At 63.7% G+C, this 16,482-nt stretch carries 21 protein-coding genes and 2 pseudogenes; 10 read left to right on the forward strand and 13 right to left on the reverse strand.

From position 1 onward, the window contains the following. Positions 1–550, forward strand: a 550-nt coding sequence (locus tag WB785_RS08845; protein WP_424078535.1) for a DUF222 domain-containing protein, incomplete at its 5' end; no start/stop codon positions are given. 28 nt (positions 551–578) lie between these two features. Here WB785_RS08845 and WB785_RS08850 read toward each other — a convergent pair. The 5 genes from WB785_RS08850 to WB785_RS08870 form a co-directional block, all read right to left on the reverse strand. Next, positions 579–932: a DUF732 domain-containing protein gene (locus WB785_RS08850; RefSeq protein ID WP_424078537.1), complete on the reverse strand. Its 354-nt coding sequence runs from the start codon at positions 930–932 to the stop codon at positions 579–581. A gap of 61 nt (positions 933–993) precedes the next feature. Continuing rightward, positions 994–1,899: an alpha/beta fold hydrolase gene (locus tag WB785_RS08855; protein WP_424078539.1), complete on the reverse strand. Its 906-nt coding sequence runs from the start codon at positions 1,897–1,899 to the stop codon at positions 994–996. A 10-nt stretch (positions 1,900–1,909) separates the two neighbouring features. Beyond that, complete coding sequence (locus WB785_RS08860; RefSeq protein ID WP_424078541.1) at positions 1,910–2,410, reverse strand: hypothetical protein; 501 nt, start codon at positions 2,408–2,410, stop codon at positions 1,910–1,912. Beyond that, positions 2,407–2,958, reverse strand: a complete 552-nt coding sequence (locus WB785_RS08865; RefSeq protein WP_424078543.1) for a mammalian cell entry protein — start codon at positions 2,956–2,958, stop codon at positions 2,407–2,409. The genes WB785_RS08860 and WB785_RS08865 overlap by 4 nt, the downstream gene beginning before the upstream one ends. 72 nt (positions 2,959–3,030) lie before the next feature. Then, a complete protein-coding gene (locus tag WB785_RS08870; RefSeq protein WP_424078545.1) occupies positions 3,031–3,507 on the reverse strand; it encodes a VOC family protein in 477 nt (158 codons plus the stop codon). 129 nt (positions 3,508–3,636) lie between these two features. Here WB785_RS08870 and WB785_RS08875 point away from each other — a divergent pair, with 129 nt between their 5' ends. Then, positions 3,637–4,500 (forward strand): alpha/beta fold hydrolase, encoded by an 864-nt coding sequence (locus WB785_RS08875; protein WP_424078547.1) that lies wholly within the window; start codon positions 3,637–3,639, stop codon positions 4,498–4,500. Here the strand turns inward: WB785_RS08875 and gnd are convergent. The 3 genes from gnd to WB785_RS08890 form a co-directional block, all read right to left on the reverse strand. Beyond that, positions 4,497–5,519 carry a phosphogluconate dehydrogenase (NAD(+)-dependent, decarboxylating) gene (gene gnd / locus WB785_RS08880; protein WP_424078548.1) on the reverse strand — a complete coding sequence of 341 codons (1,023 nt, stop codon included), beginning with the start codon at positions 5,517–5,519 and terminating at the stop codon, positions 4,497–4,499. The genes WB785_RS08875 and gnd overlap by 4 nt on opposite strands. A 15-nt stretch (positions 5,520–5,534) precedes the next feature. After that, positions 5,535–6,944 carry a glucose-6-phosphate dehydrogenase gene (locus WB785_RS08885; protein ID WP_424078549.1) on the reverse strand — a complete coding sequence of 470 codons (1,410 nt, stop codon included), beginning with the start codon at positions 6,942–6,944 and terminating at the stop codon, positions 5,535–5,537. A gap of 226 nt (positions 6,945–7,170) precedes the next feature. Next, positions 7,171–7,545, reverse strand: a complete 375-nt coding sequence (locus WB785_RS08890; protein WP_424078550.1) for a VOC family protein — start codon at positions 7,543–7,545, stop codon at positions 7,171–7,173. 120 nt (positions 7,546–7,665) lie between these two features. Between WB785_RS08890 and WB785_RS08895 the strand changes: the two genes are divergently transcribed. Further along, entirely contained in the window at positions 7,666–8,475 is an 810-nt protein-coding gene (locus tag WB785_RS08895; protein ID WP_424078561.1) for an adenylate/guanylate cyclase domain-containing protein, read from the forward strand. Positions 8,476–8,488: 13 nt separating this feature from the next. Here the strand turns inward: WB785_RS08895 and WB785_RS08900 are convergent, their stop codons facing one another. Then, positions 8,489–8,650 (reverse strand): hypothetical protein, encoded by a 162-nt coding sequence (locus WB785_RS08900; protein ID WP_424078551.1) that lies wholly within the window; start codon positions 8,648–8,650, stop codon positions 8,489–8,491. A 45-nt stretch (positions 8,651–8,695) separates the two neighbouring features. Here WB785_RS08900 and WB785_RS08905 point away from each other — a divergent pair, with 45 nt between their 5' ends. Continuing rightward, entirely contained in the window at positions 8,696–9,376 is a 681-nt protein-coding gene (locus WB785_RS08905; protein ID WP_424078563.1) for a guanylate cyclase, read from the forward strand. Between the two features lie 7 nt (positions 9,377–9,383). On the opposite strand, the gene WB785_RS08910 is transcribed toward WB785_RS08905, so the two are convergent. Continuing rightward, positions 9,384–9,695 carry a DUF732 domain-containing protein gene (locus tag WB785_RS08910; protein ID WP_424078552.1) on the reverse strand — a complete coding sequence of 104 codons (312 nt, stop codon included), beginning with the start codon at positions 9,693–9,695 and terminating at the stop codon, positions 9,384–9,386. Between the two features lie 135 nt (positions 9,696–9,830). Between WB785_RS08910 and WB785_RS08915 the strand changes: the two genes are divergently transcribed. Both WB785_RS08915 and WB785_RS08920 read left to right on the forward strand, forming a co-directional pair. Continuing rightward, positions 9,831–10,442, forward strand: coding sequence for a TetR family transcriptional regulator (locus tag WB785_RS08915; protein ID WP_424078553.1), 612 nt, complete (start codon positions 9,831–9,833; stop codon positions 10,440–10,442). Continuing rightward, the gene (locus WB785_RS08920; protein ID WP_424078554.1) at positions 10,439–11,272 is read left to right on the forward strand and encodes a hypothetical protein; all 834 of its coding nucleotides are present in this window, start codon (positions 10,439–10,441) and stop codon (positions 11,270–11,272) included. The genes WB785_RS08915 and WB785_RS08920 overlap by 4 nt, the downstream gene beginning before the upstream one ends. Positions 11,273–11,404: 132 nt before the next feature. Here the strand turns inward: WB785_RS08920 and WB785_RS08925 are convergent, their stop codons facing one another. After that, complete coding sequence (locus tag WB785_RS08925; RefSeq protein ID WP_424078555.1) at positions 11,405–11,809, reverse strand: VOC family protein; 405 nt, start codon at positions 11,807–11,809, stop codon at positions 11,405–11,407. 505 nt (positions 11,810–12,314) lie between these two features. Beyond that, positions 12,315–12,839, reverse strand: coding sequence for a restriction endonuclease (locus WB785_RS08930; RefSeq protein ID WP_424078557.1), 525 nt, complete (start codon positions 12,837–12,839; stop codon positions 12,315–12,317). Positions 12,840–13,118: 279 nt separating this feature from the next. Here WB785_RS08930 and WB785_RS08935 point away from each other — a divergent pair, with 279 nt between their 5' ends. The 3 genes and pseudogenes from WB785_RS08935 to WB785_RS08945 all read left to right on the forward strand — a co-directional run bounded on the left by WB785_RS08935 (position 13,119) and on the right by WB785_RS08945 (position 14,445). Beyond that, positions 13,119–13,370, forward strand: a complete 252-nt coding sequence (locus WB785_RS08935; protein ID WP_424078559.1) for a DUF2510 domain-containing protein — start codon at positions 13,119–13,121, stop codon at positions 13,368–13,370. A 172-nt stretch (positions 13,371–13,542) separates the two neighbouring features. Then, positions 13,543–14,079 (forward strand): annotated as a pseudogene (locus WB785_RS08940) (peroxiredoxin); the annotation flags it as partial. Then, the gene (locus WB785_RS08945; RefSeq protein WP_424078564.1) at positions 14,074–14,445 is read left to right on the forward strand and encodes a DUF742 domain-containing protein; all 372 of its coding nucleotides are present in this window, start codon (positions 14,074–14,076) and stop codon (positions 14,443–14,445) included. The pseudogene WB785_RS08940 and the gene WB785_RS08945, both read left to right, overlap by 6 nt. On the opposite strand, the gene ychF is transcribed toward WB785_RS08945, so the two are convergent. Then, positions 14,442–15,515 (reverse strand): redox-regulated ATPase YchF, encoded by a 1,074-nt coding sequence (gene ychF, locus WB785_RS08950; RefSeq protein ID WP_424078560.1) that lies wholly within the window; start codon positions 15,513–15,515, stop codon positions 14,442–14,444. The genes WB785_RS08945 and ychF overlap by 4 nt on opposite strands. Positions 15,516–15,763: 248 nt before the next feature. Between ychF and WB785_RS08955 the strand changes: the two are divergent. Beyond that, positions 15,764–16,366 (forward strand): annotated as a pseudogene (locus WB785_RS08955) (DUF6542 domain-containing protein); the annotation flags it as partial. Positions 16,367–16,482 lie beyond the last annotated feature (116 nt).

Below are 16,482 nucleotides of genomic sequence, written 5' to 3' on the forward strand. Positions count from 1 at the left end.
ACGCGCACTACTGGCCTCCGGCGCACTCGGTCAACACAACGGGCTGCCCGCATCGATCATCGTCACCACCACACTGCAAGAACTCGAAGCCGGCGCCGGTCGCGGCATCACCGGCGGCGGCACGCTATTGCCAATGAGCGACGTGATCCGGCTGGCCTCCCACGCCCACCACTACCTGGCCATCTTCGATGGCGGCAAAGCACTCGGGCTCTACCACACCAAACGACTAGCCTCACCACCCCAACGAATCGTCTTATACGCCAAAGACCGCGGCTGCACCTTCCCCAACTGCGAGGTCCCCGGCTACTTCTGCGAAGTCCACCACACCGACCCCTGGGCCAAAACCCACACCACCGACATCAACCACCTCACCCTGACCTGCGGCCCACAACACACCATCACCGAACAAGGGTGGACCACCCGCAAGCTCAAAAACGGCGACACCGAATGGATCCCACCACCCCACCTCGACCACGGCCAACCACGCGTCAACACCTACCACCACCCCGAAAAGCTCCTACGCGACGACGAAGACGACGACGCGCCCTAGTGGCCTTCAAGTGCGATTGTCGAGACGCTCAATTCGTCGCACCGGGGCAGTACACGGTGATGGCGTCTTGCATGAACGGCCGCACCTGCGCAATCGTCAAACCCTGCGATTGCAGCTCGCCGGCGATCTTCGACATGGCGACCCTGAACGGGCTTGGGTGCCCACCGAAGCGAAAGTTGTACACGTCCGCACGAGAAAGTCCATCATCGTCGCACCGTTCATGTGCAATGGCGATCAGGCGATCGGGTGAGCCTACGTTCAACCCGTCATTCGACAGCAACCCCAAGAACTCGGCGTCCTGTGTGTCCGCGTGAGCGACAGCGCCCGCGACCAGTACAGCTGCGGCGGCCACAAAAACGAGACGGAACGCGTTTACAGTCATGGCTAAGTCTGGCACCCATCGTTGACAACCGCGAGTCCGATTGGCACGAAGATAATGTGCCTTAGCCCGCTGAGCCGATGAATCCCAACACCAAGTCGGCAACCCGCTCCGGCTGGTCAAGCTGCAGAAAGTGGCCGGCATGGTCGACGATGGCCACGTCGCTGCCCTCCGGCAGCACTCTTGGGACCCAGTGCGCGAAAGCCGCTGTCATGGAACCGTCGTCGCTTCCGTGCAAGTACAGGGTCGGCAACGCTGGTGCCGATGTCCAGTGCTGGTGCAGTTCGGCATACCGCATCGGCGGGCGGGTGTTGCGGATCGTGGCCCGGTAGGGCCCGAGGGCGGCACGCCAGCTCTCCGGTGTCCCGATCGCGGCATCGACATGGCGCAGATCTTCTTTGGCGTCATAGCCGGGCGACCATCGTCTCCACAGCCGAGGCAGCACCCAAGACGCGGATCGCTCTGGCAGCCAGGGCAATTGGAAGTAGCTGATGTACCAGCTGCGAAGCAGCTGCGGTGGGAGTCGCGCGAGGAGCCGGGCCCGATCGGAGATCCCGCTCAGCTGTCGAAACGCCGCAGCCGGTGGCACCGACATGATCACAGCTTTGGCGAACGGACTGTCCGGCATCGCCGCCAAACCGTTTGCCGCCATCGCGCCCCAGTCGTGACCGATCACCACGTCGCGATCGGTGCCGCCGGCTGCCAACCGCACCTGGAGCGCGTCGTCCATCAGCGCCCCGACGTGATAGCTACCGTCGGAAGGAATCGACGACGGCGCGTAGCCGCGCATGAACGGCGCCACCACTCGCCAGCCTGAGTCGGCGAGCCGCGGCGCGACATTGCGCCAGCCGTAAGCTGTATCGGGAAATCCATGCAGGCACAACGCAATTGGGCCGTCGGGTGGCCCCCAAGTCAGGGCCTTCAGCTCCACGGCGGGAGCATGCACATCAATCCAGCGGGGTCCAACCATCAGCTAATCCTCAAAATTGGTCGAATCCGGAGACCAGCCAGCGATCGGCAATTTTATCCAGCGTGACCCGGACACTGGAGTCGGCATCGGATGGCGCAGAGTTACCGATCTTGATCGTCTCGTCGACGAAAACCAGGACTACCGCGTGATTGCCCGTGGCCGCCTCCGACACCGCCCCGGGAACCCTGGCCGTCGCTACCACATGTCCTTCTTTCGCATTCGGGATGAGCTCCTCCTGCGTCCGCCGTGTGTAGGTGTCGAGGAAATTGCCGGTCAATCGTTGCCGCGCGGCCGCCACGTCACGATCCACGGTGTCGAAGCGGAAAGTTAACACTGCGACGGTGGAATCCCTTGCCGCCGCAACCGATTGGCTGCGCGCAAGGTCGATATTCCGAACCGACGAGTCCTTCCACTTGAGCAGACCCGCTGCGATCGCCAGCAACAAAGCCAGGGCGGGAAGCAAGCCGTAGACCAGCACGCGCGACCAGTTGACACCCCTTGGTTGTGTCATGGCACGAACACCACGTCGGAGACCTTGGCGATATTGCCCACCTTCTTCACAGTGACCCGTATCCGCCAAAACTGCGGCCCCTGATGGGTCTGCGCGGGATCCGACGACTTCACCGTCACCGCTACCAACACCTTGCCCTGGTCACCGTTTCGCGATTCCAGCCCAGCGTCGGTGGCGGCGGCTACCAACTGTGATCGCATCCGCTGGGCGTTGGCGATGTATGACTGCTTGCGACGCGCGAAGCTGTCGTAGAACTTGCCGGTCGCCGAGTCCAGGATCCGTTGCGCGTCAACGTCGGCGTGCTGATAGTCGACCGTTAGGAGGCTCGCCGCGCCGTTGCGAGCTGCTTGCACGAAGAGGTTGCGCTGCGCCTCGAGATTGTGGACCTCATACGCTCGGAAACCCAGCCAACCGACCAGCCCTGCCAACAGCACACCCGCGACCAGGCCGGCGACCAGCGCGATCCGATCGACCTGGCTGGCGGATTGGATGGGCCGAAGGTATACGACGTCTGGCTCACCGCCGGAGCTAGCAGCATCGTCGGGCATACCAACAAACGTACGTGTCGGCCAACGGCAGACAGGTCCGGGTCGAACGCTGATCGCCGCAGGCGACAGGCTTTACACCGCCGCCGCCGCAGCAGCTTCGAGGTCGGCGACGACGATCTTGCGCATTTCCAGCATCGCCTTGGTGGCCGACGTCGCGCGTGCCGGGTCCGGATCGCCGACCAACTCGTAGAGCCGTTCCGGAACGATCTGCCAACTCAGCCCGAACCGGTCCTTGCACCATCCGCACTGCGATTCCTCGCCGCCATCGGTGAGCCGATCCCAGTAGAAGTCGACCTCGTCTTGGTCCTTGCAGCTGATCGTGAACGAGACCGCCTCGCTGAACCGGAAATGCGGGCCGCCGTTGATCCCGATGAACCGGGTGCCGTCCAGCACGAAACTGCCCGACAACACCGAGCCAGGCTCACCTGGGCCTGCGTCGGTGGTCCGGTTGAAGCTCTCTATGTGCGAATTCGGGAACACCGAGGTGTAGAACGTCGCCGCCTCTTCCAGGTTGTTGTCGAACCACAGTGAGGGCGTAATCGAGGGCATGCCGTCTCCTAGTCGTCGGTCGCTTTCGTTGATAGACCAGCGAGACGGCGAAAAGTCATCGACGCCCCGACCGATGACAAGTTTTCGCTATAGGTAACGTCAGGCGGATATCTCTCCGAGAGGACGCCCGTGACTACTGTGAGCAGCACTCCGCGGACTGTCGAATATTCGGGCGTCAATGGGCTCACGCTGGTCGCCGACGAGTGGAACCGCGGCGCAGACCCGGGGGCCGATCGCCCGACGATCTTGATGCTGCACGGCGGTGGCCAAAATCGGTTCTCCTGGAAAAACACCGGCCAGGTGCTGGCCGACGAGGGATTTCACGTCGTGGCGTTGGACAGTCGCGGGCACGGTGACAGCGATCGGGCACCCGACGCCGACTACGACGTTGAGACGTTGACCGCTGACGTCATGGAGGTGCTCGGCGCCATCGGCCGGCCGGTGACGCTGATCGGAGCGAGCATGGGCGGGTTGACCGGCATCCTCGTCGCCGATCAGGCGGGCCCCGACCGGGTTACCCGGCTGGTCCTGGTGGACGTGGTGCCGCGGTTCGAGAAGAACGGCAGCGCCCGCATCCGCGACTTCATGTTCAGCGGTCTGCACGGGTTCGGCTCACTGGACGAGGCGGCCGACGCCGTCGCCGCATATCTGCCGCATCGGAGGCGGCCGCGCAGCCCGGAGGGGCTGAAGAAGAACCTGCGGCTGCGCGACGGCCGATGGTATTGGCATTGGGATCCGGCATTTATGACGAAGCCCGGCGACGACCCGGAGCTGCGCACCGAGAAGTTTGAGCAGGCCGCGGCGGACTTGACCATCCCGGTGCTGTTGATCCGCGGCAAGCTATCCGACGTGGTCAGCCCGGAAGGCGTGCGGCACTTCCTGGCGACGGTGCCCAACGCGGAGTTCGTCGAGCTGTCCGAAGCCGGACACACCGCGGCCGGCGATGACAATGACGCCTTCAGCGACGTCGTGGTGACGTTCGTAACGCGTTAGTTCGCAGGCTTTTCCGCGTGTCCACCGAACTGCTTACGCATCGCCGACAGCGCCTGGTTGGCGAAGTCATCGAGGCTGCGCGAGGCGAAGCGGGACTGTAGCGCGGTCGTCAGCACCGGCGCGGGCACGCCCTCGTCGATAGCCGCGATGGCGGTCCACCGGCCCTCTCCGGAGTCGGAAACCCGGCCGGAGAACTCTTTCAGGTCGGGGGAATCGTGTAGCGCGATTGCGGTCAGGTCCAGCAGCCACGAGCCGATGACGCTGCCCCGGCGCCATACCTCGGCAATGTCGGGAATGTCGAAGTCGTATCGGTAGCACTCGGGATTGACCAGCGGTGCGGTTTCGGCGTCGCCCTTTTCGATTCGGGTGCCGACGTCGGCATTGCGCAGGATGTTCAGCCCCTCGGCGAGCGACGCCATCATGCCGTACTCGATGCCGTTGTGCACCATCTTCACGAAATGCCCGGCGCCGGTTGCCCCGCAGTGCAGGTAACCCTTCTCGGCTTCCCCGACTTCACCGCGGCGGCCCGGTGTTCGCGGCGCGGCATCGACCCCCGGCGCAACGCTGGCGAAGATCGGCTCCGCATGAGTGAATGCTCGATCGTCGCCGCCAATCATCAAGCAGTAGCCACGCTCGCGACCCCACACACCACCACTGGTGCCACAATCCAACAGATGAATTCCTTTCTTGGACAACGTCTTCGCATGCTTCATATCATCGCGGTAGTAAGAGTTGCCACCGTCGATCACGATGTCGTCGGCCTCCAGCGTCTTGGCCAGCTGGTCTATCACCCCGGTGGTGATGGCACCGGCCGGCACCATCACCCAAACCACCCGAGGCTTGGTGAGCTTGTCGGCCAACTCCGACAATGACTCAACGCCGGTGATCCCGTCGTCGTGGGCCATCGCCTTGACCGCGTCCGGATTGTGGTCGTAGACAACGCATTCGTGCCCGGCATCGACCAGCCGGCGCACGATGTTTGCGCCCATCCGGCCCAGCCCGATCATCCCTAGCTGCATGTTGTTCTGTTCTCCTTACTTTGATGCCTGGTGGTCGGTGGGAAGCCATGGTTGCTGCCAACCGTGATGACCGCGCAGCAGCGACTGTGCCTCCTCGGGCCCCCACGAGCCGGGTTCATATCGGTGTACTTTGCCGGGTTTGTCGAGCAGTGGCTGCACGATGCGCCAGGTCTCTTCGATGTTGTCTTCACGCGCGAACAGCTGGTGATCCCCGGTCAGCGCAGCGTGCAGGAGGCGCTCGTATGGCGTCAACGGCTCGCCCAAGTCCTGCATGAACGAAGAATCGAGATGGACGTCGCGCCAGCGGCCCGCATCCAGTGCGGTCAGCTGAAGGCGCAGTCCGGGATCGGGGTCGATCCGAAGCGCAATCTGATTGGGTTCGGCCCGTTTGCGGTCGGGCAGGAAAGCCAACGCGGGGACGCGGTGGGTGAACAACCGCACCTCGGTGACCCGTTCGGGGAGGGACTTGCCCGCGCGCAAAAAGATCGGCACTCCGGCCCAGCGCCAGTTGTCGATCTCCAACCGCAGCGCGACATACGTCTCGGTCTGCGAGCGCTTGTCGACCCCGTTAATGTCTGTGTAGCCGCGGTATTGACCCCGCACGCATCGGTCCGGGTCCAGCGCGGGTATCGCGCGCAAAACGTCGGCCTTCTTATCGTTGAGGTCGTCTGCACTCGGCCCGACCGGCGGCTCCATCGCGACTCCGGCAAGCACCTGCAGCAGATGGTTTTGCACGACGTCGCGCAACGCACCGACTCCGTCGTAGAACTTGCCACGGTCCTCGACGCCGAAGTCCTCGGCCATCGTGATCTGAATTTCAGAGATGCTGTGACGGTCCCACATCTCCGCGAGCGCCAGGTTGCCGAACCGCAAATACTCAAGTTCGACTACCGGCTGCTTGCCCAAAAAGTGGTCCACCCGAAAGATCTGGTCCTCTTTCAACACCGAGTGCAGCCGGGCATTGAGCTCGCACGCGGACTTGAGGTCATGCCCGAAGGGTTTTTCCACCGCGACGCGGGAGTGCTTTAACAACCCGGCCTTGCTCAGGCTCTCGACAATGGGGGCAAACAGTGACGGCGGCATTTCGAGGTAGTACAGGCAGTCGCTCTTGGAGCCGACCCGCTTAGCCAGCGCGTCATACAGTGCGGGGTCGGTGACATCGCCGTGCAGGTAGGACAACCGGTCCGCGAGCCGGTCGAAGACCTTGTCATCTACGTCTTCGCCGGCGTCGGCGATCGCCTTGCGGGCCCGGTTGACCAGCTCATCGGTGCTGATGTCGTCGCTGGCCACGCCCAGCACCGGGCACGGCAGCAATTCCCGGCGCTCCAGGCGGTACAGGGCTCGGAAGGTCATCTTGCGGGCCAGGTCGCCGGTAATTCCGAAAATCACCAGCACGTCTGAGCCGCGATCACCGGATTCGGTCAATCGGGGACCTCCACGAAGAATCGACTACCAACCCTAAACACTGCTGTTGGACGCCGACAACACTCAGCAAAGCCCGCACGGCGCAACGTGCGTGGTATGAAGTAACCGCTTGCCGGTAACGGCAAACACGACTCTACGACGGCGCTGATAAAAACCGGTCCTTAGTCGGTTCTGTAACATAACGAAAGCCGCGTTAGCACAGCCAATTTCAGGACCGACTGGTGTCTCATGTCGGTTCGGGAATCAGCGTCGTAATGCAGAACGGATGACCCGCAGGATCGATCAGGACCCGCCAGCTCTCCGGTTGCGGCTGAACCTCAGCCTTCGTCGCCCCTAGCGCCAGTATCCGAGACTCTGCGCCATCGAGGTCGTCGACGGCCAACTCGAAGTGCAATTGTTTTGGCACCTCCCCGGCTGGCCAACTGGGAGGTTGATGCTCAGCTATGCGCTGAAACGTCAATAGGACGCCCGCGCCCTGCAGGGCGATGAATTCCGGCGAGGAGAACATCACCGATAGGTTCAACACGTTGCTGTAGAAGTCGGCAAGCACAGGCGGATCTGAGCAATCGACCGAAACCGCACCCAACCGAATGTCGCCCATTACATCCTCCTTTGGCTCCGCTTGGAGCATTGACCCACGGTCCGTCTGGCCGAGTCTGGCACGCGGCGCCGACACGAACACATGCGGTCCGCTGTCGGGCTACACCACTCATCGGGAAAGATGCGTGGCATGCAGGACCCCCTGATGATCGCGGTCTACGCCCTGGCCGCCGTCGCAGTGGCCGAAGCCGCCGCGCTGGCCTTCGTATGGGCCGCGCTCACCCGAAGTCGCCGGGAGGCCGCTGAACTTCGGCAGCGCGTCGACCCCCGCAGTTGGCTGCTGACCGGCGGCCGGGAGGCGCTCAAGAACGTATGGCAGACCGCGAACTTGGTGCGCAAGGAAGGGCTCGGCGCCGCGGTGCGCAACTCCATCGAAGACCTCGCCGATTGGGCCGAGGTGGAACGCCCAGACCTGGCCCGGGTCACCGCGGATGGCAAGGTTGCGATTCTTTTCTCCGATATCGAGGAGTCCACTGCGCTCAACGAACGGGTCGGCGACCGCGCCTGGGTGAAGTTGATCGGTGAGCACGACAAGATGGTTCGCAAGCTGGTCAAGCAACGCTCTGGGCATGTGGTGAAGAGCCAGGGCGATGGATTCATGATTGCCTTCGCACAGGCCGAGCAGGCGGTGCGCTGCGGTATCGACATTCAGCACGAGCTGCAGCGAGACTCACTACGCAGGCGGCACAACGGCATTCGGGTGCGGATTGGAATCCACTTGGGCCGATCGGTGCGCCGTGGCGACGACCTGTTCGGCCGTAACGTCGCGATGGCGGCGCGAGTGGCCGGGCAGGCCGGCGGCGGGGAGATCCTGGTCAGCGAGACCGTGCGCGACGCCGTCCGCGACTGCGACGGCATCTCCTTCGACGACGGCCGCGAGGCCGAGTTGAAGGGCTTCTCCGGCGCCCACCGCCTCTACGCGGTCGCCTAAGGCCGATTGCCCGCTAAGGCTGATCACCCGCTTCCGCCAGGCGCTGATGCAGCCGCTCCCGGATTTCATCGGGCGTGTACGCCTTCCGCCGGCGCTGGTCACGGGCTACCAGTACTCCCCCGGCGGCGACCCCGACGATCCCGGCCAACCCGAGCAACTTCCAAATGGTGCGCATGCCCAAAGACTATGTGCATAAGGTGCGGTGGTGGACACACATACGGTGGGTCTGGCCCAAGCGCTCGAGGCAACCCGCACGGGCGACATCTGGCTCTTTCGTGGCCGCTCCGGACCCGACCGCGCGATCCAGACCTTGTCGAACAGCCCGGTCAACCATGTCGGAATGACGGTGGCGGTCGAGGATCTGCCGCCGCTGATGTGGCATGCCGAACTTGGTGACAAGCTGACCGATGTCTGGACCGGCACCAACCACCGCGGCGTGCAACTCCACGACGCCCGACAAGCCGTCGAGCGATGGCTGCAGAGCTATGGACAGCGGTGTTGGCTGCGGCAGCTGACCCCGGACACCACCCACGAGCAGGACAATCAACTGCTGCGCGTGATCGCCCGGATGGACGGCACGCCCTTTCCGAGTACAAGTCGGGTCACCTTGCGGTGGCTGCGGGGCCAACTGCCGACCAGATACGACTGGGTGCGTGGAATCCCGGTCGTGGACAGCAAAGTTCGCGAATCAACCCGACGGCGCAGGGCGGAGCAGCGCAAAGGCCAATTCGAGTCCGCCTATTGCGCGGAAGTGGCGGCGATTACCTACGAAGAGATGGGGCTGATCGAAACCGAGAAGCGGTCCACCTGGTTCGACCCGGGCAGATTTTGGAGCGGTGATGACCTTCCGCTGGTGGCGCCATACCGCCTGGGCGGCGAAATCGCCGTCGTAGCAGACTAATTCGCGGCTAGTCGCCGCATAGGTTGTTTTCCGCCGCAGTCGCCATGTCCAGCAAGTTCTGATACGACGCGTTGGGGTAAGTCCAATGCTTGGCCACGTAGTCCGGCGAATGCCCGGCCTCCAATTCCTGGCACATCGCGTGACCGCTGCCCAGCAAAAACTCCCCCGTCGGCGCCGTCACCGTGTACCCATGGCGGCTCAACTCGTCTAGATAACCGGCCTCATCGGCATCCGCAATCCCAGCGCTTAGCAGGGCCACGACCGTGGCCGCTGCCGCACCAGACAGAACCCACAAACATCGGGTCTTGCGGGTTCGCATCCGTCTGCTCATTCGTCTCCTCCCGGTCGGCCCGATGCTACGACCAACCCGAGGAGTCGGCAGGTCAACGCCGAAATACAAACTCATTGACGACCGTCATTGACGGGTGGCAATGAAATTTTGTATCGTGGCGACGTGCCTTCACCGCCGTCGACCGCAGCACCTGCTGCACATGTGGTCGGGGTGCGGGAGGCGCAGCGGCTGCAGACCCGGGCGCGCGTCTTTGACGCCGCGCTGGCCGAGTTCGGCCGATCCGGATTGGCGGGTGCGGACGTCGCAGCGATAGCCGCGGCCGCGGGGGTGGCACGCGGGACGTTCTATTTCCACTTCCCGACCAAGGAGCACGTGCTGGTCGAGTTGGAGCGGGCCGAGGAGGCCAAAATCGTGGCCACGCTCGACACTCGAAGCGCCGCGCCCGACGACCTGTTGTCGCTGCTGACACTGCTGGTGCGTCAAGTGCTCGCCGTCGAGGAGCGGCTGGGTCCCGTCGTCTTCAAAGACATGCTGGGCCTGCACTTCTCAGCGACCCGGCCCGTCGAAAATGAGCTGGCTGAGCATCCGCTGGCCGGGTTCGTCATCGCTGCGATCGCCGACGCGCAGGCTGCCGGACGAGTGTCTCGGGATGCGGATCCGGGCGAGCTCGGGGTGATTTTCCTCAACGGGCTATTCGCATTGCTGGCTACCGGTGCGACCCGAGCACTGGATCGCTATGTGCTGACGATTGTTCAAGGAATGGAGGAGCGATGAGCGCTGTAGGTGCTGTAGGTATTGCGGGCTACCGCGAATTCTTAGTGCGGCGCGACGGCGACGCGGATTTGCTGCATCGCCACCTGGCCACCCGCGAGGAATTCTTCAACGGCTTGGAGGCCGACCCGGTCCGGTCGAGTCGTGTGATCGATCGGGATGTGTTCTCGCGCAACCTGCGTCGCCGCCGGCCCGAGCCCGGCCTGAGCCCAGAGATGCTGTTTCTGTTGGCAACTGCAAAACTGAACCAGGCGGAGCGGTTCGGCGTCGGTTTGGGCGAGACGTACGGGCACAACAGCGGTGACGACGCTCCGCCCGAGCGGGTGTATATCGAACTCGAAGAGCACTATCACACCCGGTTGCTGGGCTACGTGCTGGACATGTTCGGTCTGCCGTTTCAGGTCGTCCCGCCGCCGTTTGTGATGCGCCAGTTCGTCAAGCTCAACGTCTTCATCCCCGAGCGCATCGGCATCGCGTTCGTGGGTGCGGGCGAGATGGCGGGCTGCATCATGTTTGACGAATTGCGCCGTGTCGGCGTCGAATTGTTCGCTGACGAAGCCGATGTGGCCGCGCGAATCGAGCGGCTGTACAGCGAAATCCTTACCGACGAGGTGGGCCATGTCGGCTACTGTGCTGCGCGCTGCAGCTCTGGGGAGCGAGCCGTAATGCGTTGGCTCTACCCGCGTATCTGCCGGGTGTTCGCTCGCCAGACCGCCGAGATCAGCATGCTGCTCGATCCGGAGAAGCTGCAGGCCCGAGTGGACCAACCGTTCAATGTCGATCAGCTCACCGCCGACCTGCCGAACGAGACGTTCCTTGCGGCGCACCCCTGAGTGATATCGGCTTGCTCCCGCCGAGCGCCGGCCTTTAACGATCGATCTGAGGTCTCAACTGGCAGAGAGCAATTCGCGTCTTCGGAGCTCAGCCTCCCGCGTGTGAGCGATTCCTCACGCTCGTCAAGCGCCTCAGCTTTGCGCTCCGAACTTGGCGCGGGCTCCTTCGGTGACAGGAGTGAACAGGTTGACGAGGTTTCCGTCGGGATCGCGGAATACCAGCGCGCGGTTACCCCACGGCATCGTTGTAGGTTCCGTCACGACATCGGCCAGGTGCTCGCGAAGTCGCTCGTGCTCGGCGTCCACATCCTCGACGATGAACTCCACGATCGCGCTGCGGTTGGCTGCCGGCTCGGCAGATCCCGCTCCGAACAAGGGCACCGTCTTGTCGCTGCCGAGAGCCAGTGTGCCGATCGGCGTGGGAATCTCAGCGAAAAGCTCGTTCCCCCATACCGCAGAGATTCCGGTGACCATCTCGTAGAACTCGACGAGCCTCTTGACGTCGGCCGTAATGATGCGGGTTGAAACGAACTTCATCACTTCTCCTGTCGGTGCTGGCGGCGCCACCGCGGCTGCCGTCCACGGCATGCTAAGCGTCCACTCCGACAACCGCACCGACGCAAAGTTTGCGCAGTACTTGCTCTCGTCAGATCGACGTCCACACTCCGTTATTGAAGAATCCCCAAGCATTGGCGGTGGGGTTCCACATCAAATGAGCTTGAGGCGCCCACGAGGGCGGGGGTGGCTGCGGCGGCGCCCACGGCGGCGGCGGGCCCCAGGGGCCCCAACCTGCCAGAGAACCTGGAGGCGCCGGAGGTTGCCAGTCATGGCACTGACTCCAGTTCCAGTTGTAGTTGGTGCCCCAGGCCGGATCCCATTTATCACCCGGGCACCAGTGTGAGCTCGGCGCGGGAATGGGGGCCGCCTGGGCCAAGGGCCATCCAGCCAGTCCACAAGCGGACAACGCCAGCCCGCCAACCACCAGCATCCTGGTAGACCGCCTTACAGTCGCCATCTGCCAAGGATATTCCAGCGCGGATTCCTAGACGGCCCGTCGCGCAGGAGGCGGCACCCAGGTTTGCAGTGCTTTGCGGCCGATCAATTGGCAGCCGTGGGTAGCGGCCAATTGCTTGGCCGCGTGGGTGAATTCCTGATTGCTGATGACGATGCTCCTCGTGCACCCGTGGTGGCGGGCGCCGGCGACAACCTGCTGGACGGCCGCGACGCCGACGGGCTTGCCGTGGCGCTTGCACTGGATCGCCACCGACTTGCCGTCCCGTTGGGCGATCAGGTCGACGCCGTAGTCGCCGCTCCCTGAGGTGAACGCGACCTGCCAGCCGGCCCGTCGCAGCCGGGCGGCCACGTAGTCCTCGAACTTCATGCCGGACATGGCGTCAATTGCCCGCAAGGTGCCGTCAGGGCGTCGCCGCCGATTGCCCTCCGCTGATAGCAATACGGCGAGAAACAGACCGACGGCTACTCCCACCAGACCCGTCCTGACACCGTGGCCAATGAACCCCGCCAAGAGCCCGAAGTAGGTCGGGAGGAAGAAATAGGCGATCTTCATGCCGAAAGTAACGCGGATGAGCCGAGATGGCTTGGTGCGGCGAGGATTAGCGAAGACACCCGGTACATGGGTTGATGATAAAGACGGTCGACGACAACCAGCGCGAGGAACACCCGACTAGCGGGAGCGGAGATCACCTCCGAGGCGCTATCCGTTCGAGTCATGCCTAACCAGCCGCTAAACGTTGCAGCGATCGCAGAGGCGTCACCGTTTAAATGCCTGGTTGTCCAGGGTACTTAAGAGCCGTTGCATAAGCCGCCACACAGGAGGTGCAGGGCCATGCTGTCCGGCGTTCTTAACACCCTCGTTTGGATATTGATCCTCGTCGTGATCATTGCCGTGGTCGTTGCCGTCGTCCGCGCTGTGACGAGCCCGAGGGGTGCCACCGTCGTAGAACAGCCAGTGAGGCGCGAAGCGCCGCCGGCCGCCGGTGGTTTATCCCCCGGGTGGTACCCAGACCAGAACGACCCGAGTTTGATGCGCTACTACGACGGCCGAGTTTGGACCGCACAAACTCAACCTCACGCGTAGCGGTTTACTCTCCGCGTCTCACTTATTTGACGTAGATGTTGATTCGTGTCGGAATTCGACGACGTCGTCGCTCGAATTCGATATACGCCGTACCCAGCAGAGAGCTGTTCGATGATGACCGAATTATCCGAGTCCGGCGTCGCACAGAGCTTCCTGGCGTTACTCTTTGCCGATGATCGCGGGCGATAAGGCGCCTGACTTTACTTTGTACGATCACACCGGTCGGCCTCGGACACTGTCAGCGCTCCTTTCCGACGGGCCGGTTGTGCTTTTCTTCTTCCCATTAGCGTCCTCACCGATCTGTACAGCCCAGGCTTGTCATTTTCGGAACCTGAGCGACGAATTCGCCAGGGTGGGCGCCCATCGGGTGGGTATCAGCACCGACACCGTCGACAAGCAGGCCCACTTCGCCCAACAGCGCTCGTTCGACTACCCGCTGCTCTCCGACGCGGACGGCGTTGTGTCCGAGCTGTTCGGGGTGCGCCGAGGCAGGCTCGCCAAGCTGCGTAGCTCCTTTGTGGCGCGTGACGAGGCCCGGCGCGGCCGGCACACTCGGCGCCGTGGCCTGCTGGCCCGGCTGCTGCCGGTCAGACGGACCACATTCGTCATCGACACCGACCGCACCGTACTCAAGGTCGTCTCCAGCGAGCTGCGCGCATCGGTACACGCCGACCAGACGTTGTGGTTCTTGCAGAACCACAACGTGGCGCAGTCGGAGGGCACGGGCGACCCGGTCGACGACTGGTTCACAGAACCGGAAAGCCCTGACGAGCCGATCGACCTGCCAATCGAAGCTCCGGTCGAAGCGCTCAACACCACGGCGAAGCCGCCGCGCTGGCCGAGAAATGACGTGCGGGGCCAGATCCTGACGTGTTGCACGCAAAGCCCCTCGGTCGCAGAGATCGCCGCTCGTCTGTCTTTGCCGCTCGGTGCGACGCGGTTCCTGGTCGATGACCTTGTGACACAGGGTTATTTGCGGGTGCACGCCCCGCGCGGTGACACGATGACAATCGACGAACGACGTGAACTGATCAGCAGGACCCTGCGGGGCCTACGAGCCCTTCAAACGCATTAGACGTTGAAGCGGAACTCGACCACGTCGCCGTCGGCCATCACGTAGTCCTTGCCCTCCATGCGCACCTTGCCGGCCGACTTGGCCGCGGCCATCGACCCGGCGGCAACCAGGTCGTCGTAGGACACGATTTCGGCCTTGATGAAGCCCTTCTCGAAGTCGGTGTGGATCACCCCGGCCGCCTTGGGCGCAGTGTCGCCTTGATGGATGGTCCACGCCCGCGACTCTTTGGGTCCGGCTGTGAGGAAGGTTTGCAACTTCAGCGTGTGAAAACCGGCCCGCGCCAACGCATCTAAGCCGCGCTCGGTCTGACCGATCGACTCCAGCAGCTCGGCCGCCGACTCGTCGTCCAACTCGATCAGCTCGGCCTCGATCTTGGCGTCCAGGAACACCGCGTCCGCGGGCGACACCAGCGCGCGCAGGCCGGCTACCCGGTCGGCATCAGTGAGCACCGCCTCGTCGGCGTTGAACACATAGAGGAACGGTTTGGTGGTCAGCAGATTCAATTCCCGTAACAGCAACGCATCCGCCGCCGCGGCGAACAGCGTCGTCCCTCCGTCGAGCGTCTGCTGCGCAGCCACGGCGGCTTCGTAAAGCGGTTTGCGGTCCTTGCTGTTGCGGGCTTCTTTCTCCAGCCTCGGCACCGCGCGCTCGAGTGTTTGCAGGTCGGCCAGGATCAGCTCGGTCTCGATGACCTCGATGTCGGATTTGGGATCTACCTGCCCCGCGACGTGCGCCACATCGTCGTCGGAGAACACCCGCACCACCTGGCAGATCGCGTCGCACTCGCGGATATTGGCCAGGAACTTGTTGCCCAGGCCAGCGCCTTCGGAGGCGCCCGCGACGAGGCCGGCGATATCGACGAAGGTCACCGGCGCCGGGACGATTCGCTCGGATTCGAACATCTCCGCCAACGTCGCCAACCGGGGATCGGGCAGCGGCACAACACCCTCGTTGGGCTCGATCGTCGCGAACGGATAGTTCGCGGCCACCACGTTGTTTCTGGTCAACGCATTGAACAGCGTCGACTTGCCGACATTCGGCAGACCTACAATCCCGAGGCTCAAGCTCACAGGGACGTAAGTGTAGGGGCGATCGCAAGCGCGGCGGAGCCGGGCGCAGCGGGTCGCCCCCATGCTGTAGGAGAGACCGGCTGCGTGAGATGTGGCACGCCCACCGTCTCCTGCCCTATCGATTGCCCAGCTCTCCCCCTTGCCGCTCCGCGGCCGGGTGTGCCCCCACCTCGGGCCACTGCCCGGCCCGCATCGTCGCCGGGCAGGTCTTTACCAGCCTTTGGGCGCTGAGCCGGTACGGTCGACGTGTGTCAGCACAGCGGACGCGGTCGGCGGTGGCGGCAGATCACCGCTCGATAATCCCCAACATTTCTGGTGTGCCCTGGTGGGCTGCCGTGGTTGTCGCTGTCACCTGTACCGCTGCGGGCTTTGCCTTCGACGCCGGTTCGGGCAAGGAGCTGACCACCGTCTTTTCCGCGCTGTACGTAGCGGGATGCGTGGTTGCGGTGCTGGCCGTACGCCAGTCCGGCGTCTTCACCGCGGTGATCCAGCCGCCGCTGATCTTGTTCTGCGCGGTGCCCGGCGCCTATTGGCTGTTTCACGGCGCCAAGTTCACCGGGCTCAAGGACCTGCTGATCAATTGCGGCTATCCGCTGATCGAACGCTTCCCGCTGATGCTGCTCACCTCGGGCGGCGTGCTGGTTATCGGCATCATCCGCTGGTTGCTGGGTATGGTGATCCGCCCGGCCGAGACGACCGATGCCGACGCGGCGAGCGACGACGCAGAGCCTGCCGGGCTGGTCGGCAGGCTGGCGTCACTGTTTGCGGGGCTGCGCCGCGAGCCAGCCGATGACGACACGGCCGACAAAGCCGCGAAGCGAGCCCACGCCGTCAGACGTTCGGCGAAACCGGAGAGATCCGCCAGGTCGGCCGACGCCAGGAGAACAGCCAAACGTCCGCCGGCGTCGCGCTCGCGGCACATCCGGCCGCCGGACAGCTGGTAAGGGTAGAAATATTCACGGTTCTG

The sequence above is a fragment of the Mycobacterium sp. genome, assembly GCF_049585075.1.
Lineage (GTDB): Bacteria > Actinomycetota > Actinomycetes > Mycobacteriales > Mycobacteriaceae > Mycobacterium.

What these genes read in the sequence shown, in the direction of transcription:
- WB785_RS08850 (WP_424078537.1), bottom strand. Translation starts at nt 932, where the DNA reads ATGACTGTAAACGCGTTCCGTCTCGTTTTTGTGGCCGCCGCAGCTGTA.
- WB785_RS08855 (WP_424078539.1), bottom strand. Translation starts at nt 1,899, where the DNA reads ATGGTTGGACCCCGCTGGATTGATGTGCATGCTCCCGCCGTGGAGCTG.
- WB785_RS08860 (WP_424078541.1), bottom strand. Translation starts at nt 2,410, where the DNA reads ATGACACAACCAAGGGGTGTCAACTGGTCGCGCGTGCTGGTCTACGGC.
- WB785_RS08865 (WP_424078543.1), bottom strand. Translation starts at nt 2,958, where the DNA reads ATGCCCGACGATGCTGCTAGCTCCGGCGGTGAGCCAGACGTCGTATAC.
- WB785_RS08870 (WP_424078545.1), bottom strand. Translation starts at nt 3,507, where the DNA reads ATGCCCTCGATTACGCCCTCACTGTGGTTCGACAACAACCTGGAAGAG.
- gnd (WP_424078548.1), bottom strand. Translation starts at nt 5,519, where the DNA reads ATGCAGCTAGGGATGATCGGGCTGGGCCGGATGGGCGCAAACATCGTG.
- WB785_RS08890 (WP_424078550.1), bottom strand. Translation starts at nt 7,545, where the DNA reads ATGGGCGACATTCGGTTGGGTGCGGTTTCGGTCGATTGCTCAGATCCG.
- WB785_RS08895 (WP_424078561.1), top strand. Translation starts at nt 7,666, where the DNA reads ATGCGTGGCATGCAGGACCCCCTGATGATCGCGGTCTACGCCCTGGCC.
- WB785_RS08900 (WP_424078551.1), bottom strand. Translation starts at nt 8,650, where the DNA reads ATGCGCACCATTTGGAAGTTGCTCGGGTTGGCCGGGATCGTCGGGGTC.
- WB785_RS08910 (WP_424078552.1), bottom strand. Translation starts at nt 9,695, where the DNA reads ATGCGAACCCGCAAGACCCGATGTTTGTGGGTTCTGTCTGGTGCGGCA.
- WB785_RS08920 (WP_424078554.1), top strand. Translation starts at nt 10,439, where the DNA reads ATGAGCGCTGTAGGTGCTGTAGGTATTGCGGGCTACCGCGAATTCTTA.
- WB785_RS08925 (WP_424078555.1), bottom strand. Translation starts at nt 11,809, where the DNA reads ATGAAGTTCGTTTCAACCCGCATCATTACGGCCGACGTCAAGAGGCTC.
- WB785_RS08930 (WP_424078557.1), bottom strand. Translation starts at nt 12,839, where the DNA reads ATGAAGATCGCCTATTTCTTCCTCCCGACCTACTTCGGGCTCTTGGCG.
- WB785_RS08935 (WP_424078559.1), top strand. Translation starts at nt 13,119, where the DNA reads ATGCTGTCCGGCGTTCTTAACACCCTCGTTTGGATATTGATCCTCGTC.